This window comes from Falsiroseomonas bella (assembly GCF_003173615.1).
Taxonomy (GTDB): domain Bacteria; phylum Pseudomonadota; class Alphaproteobacteria; order Acetobacterales; family Acetobacteraceae; genus Falsiroseomonas; species Falsiroseomonas bella.
Genome location: NZ_QGNA01000002.1, coordinates 52,667 through 63,012 on the forward strand (window position 1 = coordinate 52,667; position 10,346 = coordinate 63,012).

The 10,346-nt window shown below is 71.8% G+C and carries 11 protein-coding genes; 3 read left to right on the forward strand and 8 right to left on the reverse strand.

Annotation, left to right across the window (positions count from 1 at the left end; translation table 11 throughout):
• Positions 1-66 precede the first annotated feature (66 nt).
• The 4 genes from uvrC to DFH01_RS08600 form a co-directional block, all read right to left on the reverse strand.
• On the reverse strand, positions 67-1,950 hold the full coding sequence (gene uvrC, locus DFH01_RS08585; protein WP_109870047.1) for an excinuclease ABC subunit UvrC: 1,884 nt from the start codon (positions 1,948-1,950) through the stop codon (positions 67-69).
• A gap of 266 nt (positions 1,951-2,216) precedes the next feature.
• Positions 2,217-2,645: a dihydroneopterin aldolase gene (gene folB / locus DFH01_RS08590; protein WP_233256033.1), complete on the reverse strand. Its 429-nt coding sequence runs from the start codon at positions 2,643-2,645 to the stop codon at positions 2,217-2,219.
• Positions 2,645-3,421 carry an SDR family oxidoreductase gene (locus DFH01_RS08595; RefSeq protein ID WP_109870049.1) on the reverse strand — a complete coding sequence of 259 codons (777 nt, stop codon included), beginning with the start codon at positions 3,419-3,421 and terminating at the stop codon, positions 2,645-2,647. The genes folB and DFH01_RS08595 overlap by 1 nt, the downstream gene beginning before the upstream one ends.
• Positions 3,422-3,471: 50 nt before the next feature.
• Positions 3,472-4,545 (reverse strand): dipeptidase, encoded by a 1,074-nt coding sequence (locus tag DFH01_RS08600; RefSeq protein ID WP_408609189.1) that lies wholly within the window; start codon positions 4,543-4,545, stop codon positions 3,472-3,474.
• Between the two features lie 125 nt (positions 4,546-4,670).
• Between DFH01_RS08600 and DFH01_RS08605 the strand changes: the two genes are divergently transcribed.
• On the forward strand, positions 4,671-5,099 hold the full coding sequence (locus DFH01_RS08605) for a CBS domain-containing protein (RefSeq protein ID WP_109870051.1): 429 nt from the start codon (positions 4,671-4,673) through the stop codon (positions 5,097-5,099).
• A gap of 170 nt (positions 5,100-5,269) precedes the next feature.
• Positions 5,270-5,620, forward strand: a complete 351-nt coding sequence (locus DFH01_RS08610) for a hypothetical protein (RefSeq protein ID WP_109870052.1) — start codon at positions 5,270-5,272, stop codon at positions 5,618-5,620.
• A 160-nt stretch (positions 5,621-5,780) separates the two neighbouring features.
• Here the strand turns inward: DFH01_RS08610 and DFH01_RS08615 are convergent, their stop codons facing one another.
• The 3 genes from DFH01_RS08615 to DFH01_RS08625 are packed head-to-tail and all read right to left on the reverse strand — an operon-like array spanning position 5,781 to position 8,674.
• Positions 5,781-6,512, reverse strand: a complete 732-nt coding sequence (locus tag DFH01_RS08615) for a pyridoxine 5'-phosphate synthase (RefSeq protein WP_109870053.1) — start codon at positions 6,510-6,512, stop codon at positions 5,781-5,783.
• A complete protein-coding gene (pdxA, locus tag DFH01_RS08620; protein ID WP_109870054.1) occupies positions 6,509-7,495 on the reverse strand; it encodes a 4-hydroxythreonine-4-phosphate dehydrogenase PdxA in 987 nt (328 codons plus the stop codon). Before pdxA ends, DFH01_RS08615 begins: the two co-directional genes overlap by 4 nt.
• Positions 7,496-7,528: 33 nt before the next feature.
• On the reverse strand, positions 7,529-8,674 hold the full coding sequence (locus DFH01_RS08625; RefSeq protein ID WP_109870778.1) for an aminotransferase class V-fold PLP-dependent enzyme: 1,146 nt from the start codon (positions 8,672-8,674) through the stop codon (positions 7,529-7,531).
• 61 nt (positions 8,675-8,735) lie between these two features.
• Here DFH01_RS08625 and kynA point away from each other — a divergent pair, with 61 nt between their 5' ends.
• Entirely contained in the window at positions 8,736-9,572 is an 837-nt protein-coding gene (gene kynA, locus DFH01_RS08630) for a tryptophan 2,3-dioxygenase (RefSeq protein ID WP_109870055.1), read from the forward strand.
• Between the two features lie 7 nt (positions 9,573-9,579).
• On the opposite strand, the gene DFH01_RS08635 is transcribed toward kynA, so the two are convergent.
• Positions 9,580-10,281 carry a cysteine hydrolase family protein gene (locus DFH01_RS08635; protein ID WP_109870056.1) on the reverse strand — a complete coding sequence of 234 codons (702 nt, stop codon included), beginning with the start codon at positions 10,279-10,281 and terminating at the stop codon, positions 9,580-9,582.
• Positions 10,282-10,346: the final 65 nt, after the last annotated feature.

A 10,346-nucleotide genomic window follows, 5' to 3' on the forward strand; every position in this document is an offset into this window, starting at 1 on the left:
AGCAGAAGGCAAGGCCCGGAGCGAGGCGGACGGTGCGCTGGCGGGGGAGGGATGGGGTTCGGCCCGTCACCCCTCCGTGGGGTGGAAGTGCCCATGGATCTTCCGCGCCACCGCCGGCCCGATGCCCGGCGCCTTCTCCAGGTCCTGGAGCGCCGCGTTCCGCACCCCGCGCGCCGAGCCGAAATGATTGAGAAGCTTACGTTTCAGCGCGCTTCCCACGCCCGGGATCTCGTCCAGCTCGCTGCGGGTGATCGCCTTGCTCCGGCCGGCCCGGTGGGAGGCGATGGCGAAGCGATGCGCCTCGTCCCGCAGGCGTTGCAGGTAGTAGAGCACGGCATCCCGCGGCGGCAGCTGGAAGGGCGGCTTGCCGGTCTGGTGGAACCATTCGCGGCCGGCATCGCGGTCCGGGCCCTTGGCGATGGCGACCAGCGGGATGTCGTGCAGCCCCATCTCGTTCAGGATCTCGCGCGCGGCGGAAAGCTGGCCGGCGCCGCCGTCAATCAGCACGAGGTCGGGCCAGGTGCCGCTCTCCCGCCCCGGGTCTTCCTTGAGCGCGCGGCCAAAGCGGCGGTCGAAGACCTCCCGCATCATGGCGAAGTCGTCCCCCGGCTTCGCCTCCCGGATGCCGTATTTGCGGTAGTGCTGCTTCAGGAAGCCCGCGGGCCCGGCCACCACCATCACGCCATAGGCGTTGGTGCCCATGATGTGGCTGTTGTCATACACCTCGATGCGCTCGGGCGTGTCGGGCAGGTCGAACAGCCGCGCCACGCCGGTCAGCAGCTCGGACTGCGCCGCGCCCTCGGCCATGCGGCGCTCGATCGCCTCCCGGGCATTGGTCGCGGCGTGCTCCACGGCGGCGCGCTTGTCGCCGCGCTGCGGGCGGTGGATCTCCACCTTGCGCCCCGCCTTGATCGCCAGCGCATCGGCCAGGATCGCGGCGTCCTTGGGGTCGTGGCTGACCAGGACCAGAGGCGGCGGCGGCAGGTCGTCATAGAGCTGGGCCAGGAAGGCGCCGAGGATCTCCTCCGGCGCCTGCTCGGTCTTCGCATGCGTCAGGAAATACGGCCGGTTGCCGTTGTTCCGGCCGCCCCGGAAGAAGAAGACCTGCACGCAGGACTGGCCGGCCATCTGGTGCAGCGCGACCACGTCGGCATCGCCGACGCCGTCGAGGTTCACGCGGTCGCGGCCCTGCACATGCGTCAGGCCGCGGATGCGGTCGCGCAGGGACGCGGCGCGCTCGAATTCCAGCTTCTCCGCCGCCGCCTCCATCTCGGCCGCGAGGCGCTTCTGGATGCTCGGCGTGCCGCCGTTCAGGAACTCCTTCGCCTCCTTCACCAGCCCGGCATAGTCGGCCTCGCTGATCCGCTTCACGCAGGGGGCGGAGCAGCGCTTGATCTGGAACAGCAGGCAGGGTCGGGTCCGGCTGTCGAACACCGTGTCGCGGCAGGATCGCAGCAGGAACACGCGCTGCAGCGCCGTCAGGGTCTGGTTGACCGCCCAGGCCGAGGCGAAGGGGCCCCAGTAGCTCGACCCCTTGCGTCGCTCGCCGCGATGCTTGGCGATCTGCGGATAGGGGTGGTCCTCATGCAGGACCAGCCACGGATAGGATTTGTCGTCGCGCAGGACGATGTTGAAGCGCGGCCGCAGGCGCTTGATCAGGTTGGCTTCCAGCAGCAGCGCCTCGGCCTCGCTGGCGGTGGTGACGACCTCCAGGCTGCGGGTCTCATACACCATGCGGCGCAGCCGCTCCGGCAACTGCCCGACCCGGGTATAGGCGGCGACGCGGCGGCGCAGGCTGCGCGCCTTGCCGACATAGAGCGCATCGCCCTTCGCATCGAGCATGCGGTAGACGCCCGGCGTCAGCGGCAGGGTGGGCAGCGCCGCCTCGAGTGCGGCGAGGCCGCGCATGACCGGGGCGGCTTGCCCCGGCGGGTCAGTCTCGCAAGTCATGCGTGCAGGATATGGTGGCGCTGCGCGTCGGCCGGCAGGCGCAGTCGAGCAGGCGTTGTCCACCGAAACTGTGGACAAGTCTGTGGGCGACAGGGTTGCAAACCCCACGAAGTGGCTGTCATCCGCCGCACAGTCCGTGCTGCATTATTTTTGGGCATATTTCTTAACGTATTGATCTTTGGCCAGAAACTTCAGAGAGCCCCTGCTGCATGGGGATTCGCGCCTGGCAAGAGGCTACGGGGCCGGCAAATCTCACGGCCGCGTCATCACGGTGGAAAATTCGCGCTCCCCCCCGCCAAGTCGTTCTCTTGTCTGCGCCTTTCCACCACCACCCCGACCGCGGAGACATCCGAGAAAGCCTCCGGCTTCTCAACCGTCACGCGTGCGCGTTCTACCCGTGCATCCTGCAACGCGGCGGCGGCGATGCGCTCGGCAAGGGTCTCCACCAGCAGGACATGTCCGGTCGCGACGACGGCGCGCGCCAGCTCGACCAGGCGCTGATAGTCCACCACGCGCCGAAAGTCGTCCGGCCCAACCCCGGCCGGCGCCGCCTCATCGCGCACCAGCAGTTCCACGTCCAGCCGGATGCGCTGCGGCGCCGCCTTCTCATGCGGATGGATGCCGAGGCGCGCCATCAGCTCCAGCCCGCGCAGGAAGACCACGCGGCGGCCACGCTCGGCATCGGGGGCATACATCATTCGACCATGTCCATCGGGTCGCGCACCGGCGCCCATTGCAGGTGCTGTCCGCCATCCAGCGCGATCATCTGCCCGGTCATCGAGGGCAGCGCCAGGATGGCGAGCAGCGCCGCCGCCACCTCCTCCGGCGAGGTGCCGCGGCGCAGCGGCACGGAGCCCGATTGCCGCTCGAACTGCTCGGCGCTCTGGCGGGGGGAGGGCAGGGCTGGCCCGGGCCCGATCCCGTTCACCCGGATGCGCGGCGCCAGCGCCAGGGCGAGCGTCTGGGTCAGCGTCCAGAGCGCCGCCTTGGAGACGGTGTAGGAGACGAAATGCGGCGTCAGCGACCAGACGCGCTGGTCCAGCAGGTTCACGACCACGCCCTCGCGGCCGCGCGGCAGCGCCTTCGCCATGGCCTGGGCCAGCACGAAGGGGGCGCGCAGGTTCGGCTCCAAGTGGCGGTCCCAGCTCTCCCGCGTCGCGTCGTCCCACTCGTCCCGCTCGAAGGTGGAGGCGTTGTTCACCAGCACCCCGACCGGGCCGAGCGCCGCTTCCGCCGCCGGGACCAGCCGCTCCACCTCCGCCTCCTTCGCCAGGTCCGCCTGCAGCGTGACAACGCGGCGGCCGCGGGCGCGGATCTCGGCCGCGGTTTCCGCCGCCTCCGCGGCGCTGGCGGCGTAGTGCAGGGCGATGTCGAAGCCGGAATCGGCCAGGGCGAGTGCCATGGCGCGGCCGAGGCGCTTCGCGCCCCCGGTGACGAGCGCGGCGCGGGGGATTGTGTCGGGGATGGTCATGGCCGCGCGCAGATGGGGGCGTCCGCCGCCTCTGCCTATGGGCTCCGCGGTCAGGCGGCCTGCCGTGCGGCCAGCCGCATCAGGCGCCGAAAATTGCCGCTCCAGAGCAGCCCGATCTCCCGCGCGCCATAGCCGCGCCGGTGCAGCTCCGCCGTGACGGCGCGGGAGCGTGCGGCATCCGGCCAGTCGCTGAGCCAGCCGCCGCCGTCGAAATCCGAGGACAGGCCGACATGGTCGATCCCGATCCGGCGCACCGCATGGTCCACATGGTCCACATAGTCGGCGACGCTCGCCGCCTGGCCGGCCCCGTTGCCCGGCATGGCGCGCAGGAAGCTGGAGACGGCGGTGATCTGGATCAGCCCGCCGACCGCCTTCAGCGCATCGAGCTGCGCGTCGTCCAGGTTGCGCGGATGCGGCCGCAGCGCGGCGCAGCAGGCATGGGTCGCGACGACCGGCGTGCGGGAGGCCTCGGCCGCCTGCAGCATGGCGGCGCGGGAGGCGTGGCTGACATCCACCAGCAGGCCGACGCGGTTCATCTCCGCGATGGCCGCGCGGCCGAGCGCGGAAAGCCCGCCATGCCGCTCCGGCCCGTCGCCGAGGTCCTTGCGCGGGATGGCGCTGTCGGCCAGCAGGTTGTGCCCGTTATGGGTGAGGGTGACGTAGATCGCGCCCATCCGGCGCCAGTCGGCGAGCCGCGCGAGATCCTCGCCCATCGCGTAGCCGTTCTCGACGGCCGAGAGCACGGCGAGCTTGCCCTCGGCCTTGGCCGCCTCCAGCGCGGGCGCATCGGCGCAGAAGGCGCGGTCGCCGCCGGCGGTGCCGGCGATGTGGCGCAGCATCGCCTCGGCCCGCGCCGCGGCGGCGTCATGCCCCTCGGCGGTCAGCGGCCCCTGCGGGACATAGGCGATGAACACCACCGCCCCGAGCCCGCCGCGGCGCATCTTGCCGAAATCCACATGCCGCTTCGTCTCCCCCGACGGATCGGGCGGATCGGGCCAGGGGATGTCCACATGGGTGTCGAGGGTGAGGGTCTGCGCGTGTATCCGCGCGGCATCGTCGGTCTCGGGCACGGGCGCGGGATTCTCCTCGGCGGCGAGGCTGCGGTGGGGCGCCGCCAGCGTCAACCGGCCCAACCCTCCCATGGTGATGACTTGTCCGCGCCGGAGCCGGGACGCCATCATCGTTCCGTCATATGGCCCGGCCGCCTGAGCCTGGCAGGCCACGGCCGGAAGGAAGACAGGAGAGCGCCATGCGCGACCGGCCCCTCGCCGACATGCTGCTGCACCGGCGGGATCCCGTCACGCTCGGACCCGAGGCGACGGTCCAGGAGGCCTGCCGCGTCATGCGGGCCCACCGCATCGGCTGCGTGCTGGTGACCGACCCGGAAGGCCGGCTGCTCGGTATCTTCACCGGGCGCGACGCCATCTGCCGCATCGGCGCCGAATGCCTTCCTCCGGCGCGCACCAGGCTCGCTGACGCCATGACGCCGCGCCCCGTCACGCTGCAGCCCGGCGCCGGCGCGCTGGAGGCGCTGCGCCTGATGCAGGATGGCGGCTTCCGCCACCTGCCGGTGGCGGAGGATGGAAGGGTGGTCGGGGTGGTGTCCCGCGGGGATTTCCGCGCCATGGACCACGCCCGGCTGAACGAGGAGAACGGCTTCTGGGAGATGCTGCGCTGAGCGACCCGGCGGCTCGGGTGCTCCCGGACCGGTGACACAGGTGACAGGCGGATTGAAGTTTTGTGAGGTTGAGACTTGCAGCGGACCTCGCGCGTCCCCATCCCAGTGAAACGGCGCGGCGGGCGCCGTCTCTGTGTCGTCAACCGATCTGCAACGGGAGTTGGCCTGGGATGTCGCATGTCGTCGTGCAGCCTGCGGTGAGGGCCGAGTCCGGCCACGTCATGGCGGCGGTCGCCGAACTCGCCGAAGGCGGCCTGGCGGAACGTATGCGCCTCGACGCCGCGGCGCGCGTGCTGGTCACTGCCCGCCGCATGCTGCGGATCGCCCCGCACCAGGCCGCAGCCGGCCAGGCGGCCGAGGTGGTGCTGCGCGTCGCCCGCTTCTGGGATCCCGCCGCGACCACGGCGGCGGAGCATGTCGAGGCGCTCGCCCCGGCCGATCTCGATGCCTTCCTCGCGGCCGCCCCGCGCTGGGCGGCCTCGGTGCGCGACGCCGCCCGCCCGGAGCGCCGCGCGGCCTGAGGCCCCGCGCCGTTGTCGTGACCTGCGCCCGCCAACGGCGGGCGAGGCCGCGGACGCGGTCCGGCGCCCATGCCGCGAAGCCAAGGGCCGGAGGGCCGCCGGCCATCGAGATGCCTTTCCGTGTCCGCGGAAAGGCTCCCTGATATGTCGCTTCGAGCGATCAGCCCCCGCGGTGGCGCTCGATCAGCGCCTTCATCCGCCGCACCGCGGCCGGCAGGCCGGTGAACACGGCCTGGCCGACCAGGAAGTGGCCGATCGAGACCTCGGAGACTTCCCGGATGCGTGCGATCCCGGCGATCGTCTCAAAGCCGAGGCCGTGGCCGGCGTGGCAATCCAGCCCCGCCGCGGCGGCGGCCCTGGCGCCCTCCTGTAGCCGGCGCAGATGCGCGGGCCGTTCGGACGCCGCCGCATCCGCATAGGCGCCGGTGTGCAGCTCGATCGCATGGGCGCCGAGCGCGGCCGCCGCCGCGATCTGCGCCGCGTCCGCTTCCACGAAGATCGAGCTGCGGATGCCGGCGGCGTTGAGCCGGCGGATCGCCTCCGCCAGGAACGGGCCGGCGCGCAGCACGTCCAGGCCGCCCTCGGTGGTCAGTTCGGCGCGCTTTTCCGGCACGATGCAGCAATCGGCGGGCTTCAGGCGCTCGGCGACGGCGACCATCTCCTCGGTCGCGGCCATCTCCAGGTTCAGCGGCGCGGCGATGGCGGCGCGGATGCGCTCCACGTCCTGGTCGCGGATGTGGCGGCGATCCTCCCGCAGATGGACGGTGATGCCGTCGGCGCCGGCCGCCAGCACCGCCTGGGCCGCCTCCAATGGATCGGGATGCGTCCCTCCCCGCGCGTTCCGCAGCGTCGCGACATGATCGATGTTGATCGAAAGCTTGAGCGGGCTCATGCGGCGGCTCCTTCGGCGCGGTGGCGGGCCATGTCGGCGGCCATGCGGAGCGCGGCGATCAGGCTGCCGGGATCGGCGAGCCCATTGCCGGCGATGTCGAGCGCGGTGCCGTGGTCCGGGCTGGTCCGCACGATGGAAAGCCCGAGCGTCACGTTGACTCCCCCATCCATGTCGAGCGTCTTCACCGGGATCAGCGCCTGGTCGTGATACATGCAGAGCGCGCAGTCATAGGTCGCGCGCGCCCGCGGGGTGAACAGCGTGTCGGCCGGCAGCGGACCTCGGACGGCAATCCCCTGCGCGCGCAGAGCGGCGACGGCGGGGGCGACGATCTCGATGTCCTCCCGGCCCATGGTGCCGTCCTCCCCGGCATGGGGATTGAGGCCGGCTACGACGAGGCGTGGCGCGGCGATGCCGAAGTCGCGCCGCAGCGCCTCGGCCACCACCAGCCCCTGGGTGACGATGGCCGCGGTGGTGAGTTCCGCGGCGGCGCGCTTGAGGGAGACGTGGATGGTCACCGGCACCACGCGCAGGCCGGGGCAGGCCAGCATCATCACCGGCGGCACGCCGGTCCCGGCCAGTTCGCCGAGGAATTCCGTGTGGCCGGGATGCGGGAAGCCGGCGGCGGTGAGCACGGATTTCTGGATCGGGTTGGTCACCACCCCGCCCGCGCGCCCCGCCCTGGCGAAGGCGACCGCCTGCTCGATGGCGGCGATGACGGCGGGCGCGTTGCGCGGGTCGAGCCGGCCCGGGACTGCCGGCGCGGCGAGGCTTAGCGGCAGCACGGGCAGCGCCTCGGGGAAGGCGTCGGCGGCCTGCTCCGGCCGCTCGATCAGGGCCAGCGGCGCGCCCGGCAGCAGCGCCGGATCGCCGATCAGGAAGAAAACGGGGCCGGCGGCGCGGACGGCCCGCCAGGCGGCGATCGTGATCTCGGGGCCGATGCCGGCGGGCTCGCCCATGGTCAGGGCGAGGGGAAGCGGGGTCATGGCGTCTGGCGTAGTCCCGGATGGCCGCCCTGGCTACAGGCGCCGCATGCGGCCCAGCAGAGCGTCCACCTCCTCCGCCGTCTGGTGGATCCCGAAGCCGAAGCGCAGCCGCGTCGCCCGCCGGTCCGTGACGATGCCGGCCGCCGAGAGGCGCGCTTGCCACGTCTCGGCGTCGGGCAGATCGAACGTAAGGAAATTCCCGCGTCGTGCTTCCTCCAGCGGCACCACCAGCGCCGCCGGGTCGAGCCCCGTTCCGGGGAGCCCCGCGACGAAGCGGCGCTGCAGCGCATGCGCATGGTCGCGCACCATCGCGGTGGTCAGCCCCTGGGCCGCGAACCAGTCGAGCGCGGCGGAGAGGCGATACAGCCCCGAAGGATCGAAGGTCGCGCCCATGAAGCGCCAACCGTCCTCGGCATAGCCGACCTCGCCCTGCCTGCCGGCCAGCGCGCCGAAGGCGGCGTACCAACCGGTCGCGCGCGGCCGCGGCAGCCAGCCGGGCGGGCAATGCAGGAAGCAGCATCCCTCGCCGGCCATCGCGTATTTGTAGCCGCCCGCCGTGTAGAAGGCCCGGCCTGCAAGCCGCGAGAGATCGACCGGCCGCGCCATGAAGGCGTGGTAGCCATCCAGCACCAGCACGGCGTTCCCGGCGGCTTCGGCCAGCGCCTCCAGCCCATCCAGCGCGAAGCCGGACGAAAAGAAAACCTCCGAGACCCAGATCAGGTCGAAGCCCCGGCGTGCGGCCTCCACCAGGCGGTCGCGGCAGGTCGCGTGCGGCGCGGTGGGGATGCGCGTGACCTGCACCAGCCCCTCCTCCTCCAGCCGGGCGAGCTGGCGGGTCAGGCTGTGGAACTCGGCATCGGTGGTCAGCACGCGCGGCGGGCGCCCCGCCTGCAGGCTCGACAGGATGCGGACCACGAATTCATGCGTGTTCGGCGCGAAGACCAGCGTGCGCGGATCGGGCAGGCCGAGCTGCGCGGCGACCTTGGCGCGCAGCCCGTCCTGCACCGGGCCGAGGATTTCGTCCCACTTCCCGTCCTGCAGCCGCGCCGCGGTGTCCCATGCGGCAAGCTGCGCCTCGCGCGTCGCGTCCGGCCAGGGGTGATGGCTATGGGCGGCGAAATGCAGCCGGGCGGGATCGGCGCCGAGGAAGCGGGAGAACTGTGCGCGGAGGTCGAGCATCGCCCGCATATGTGCGAGGCCGCCCCGGCCGCCTAGATACGGGTCGGCACAGGAGGCTCCGATGGCCGAGGACGGGACAGAAGCGACGGCGGGGATCGAGACCGATTTCGCCCGCAAGATGAGCTACGGCGACTATCTCGGCCTGGACCTGATCCTGGGCGCCCAGAAGCCGCTCTCCGGCCAGCATGACGAGCTGCTCTTCATCACCATCCACCAGGTCCAGGAACTGTGGATGAAGCTGATCCTGCACGAGCTGGAATTGGCCATGGCCTGCATCCGGGCGGACACCCTCGGCCCGGCCTTCAAGGCGACGGCGCGGGTCAGCCGCATCCAGAAGCAGATGGTCGAGTCGTGGGAGGTGCTGACCACCATGACGCCGCATGACTACCTGGCGTTCCGCGCCTCGCTCGGCAGTTCCTCCGGCTTCCAGTCCTGGCAATACCGGCTGCTGGAGATCCGCATGGGCGCGCGGGAGGCGCTGTATCTCAAGCCGCACCGTCACCGCCCCGATCTGCACGCGCAGCTCGAGGCCGCCTTCGCCGCGCCCTCGATCTATGACGAGGCGCTGCGTCTGCTGGCCCGCCGCGGCCTGCCCGTGCCCGATGCCGTGCTGCATCGCGACCTGACGCAGCCCCACGCCCCCGATCCGCAGGTGGAAGCCGCCTGGGCGGAGGTCTATCGCGACGCCCAGACGCATTTCGACCTGTATGAGCTGGCCGAGGAACTGGTGGACCTGGAGGACGCCTTCCAGACCTGGCGCTTCCGCCATCTCTCGACCGTGGAGCGCATCATCGGCGGCCGTCCCGGCACGGGCGGCAGTTCCGGCGTCGCCTACCTGCGCACCGCGCTGCAGAAGCGCTTCTTCCCCGAGCTCTGGAGCGTGCGCGGCAAGCTTTAGCGGCGGGTCAGTCGCGCAGTTCTTCTCCGCGCAGCAAGGCCAGCACCTGCGCGACGGTCAGCACGTCGCCGAAGAATTCGAGGAAGGTGTTGAGCGTCGCCTGGTGCGCGGCGCGGTCGCGCGCGGCATTGGCGTCGGCGATCATCACCGTCTCGTAGCCGTGCTGCATGGCGTCCCGCGCCGTGCTCTCGCAGCAGACATTGGTCAGCGTGCCGGCGACCAGAACCGTCGCGATGCCGCGCTCCGCGAGCCAGGCGGGCAGCGGCGAGGCGCCGGGCGCGAAGGCGGAGTAGCGGCATTTGGGGAAGACGAAATCCGCCGCCGCCACCTCCAGCCCCGGATCGAGGGCGTGCAGCTCATGGCCTTCGCGCAAGCCCTCCAGGATGCGCTGCGCGAGGCCGGGCTCCACCATGCGGCGGTAGAAGCCCGGCCAGCCGCCATCCTCGCTGGCGTCGAAGGTGCCGCGCGACAAGGCCACCAAGCCGCCCGCCCCGCGCAGCGCCGCCGCCACCGCGTTGATCGCCGGCACGATGGAGGGCGCGTCCCCGGTGCCGGAAGGCGCGCCATGCCGCGTGAAGGCAAGCTGCATGTCCACCACGACCAGCGCCGTGCGCCGCGGATCGAGCCGCGTCGTCACATGCACGCGGCCGGCGCGGCGCGCCCTGACGCGCTCGATCAGCTCCGCCGGGAACATCGCCTCTGGCCGCATGCTGGACTTGCTCCGCTTCGCGCCCGATCCTCGCGCGACCGACAGGCTGCGCCAAGGGAGCGGAC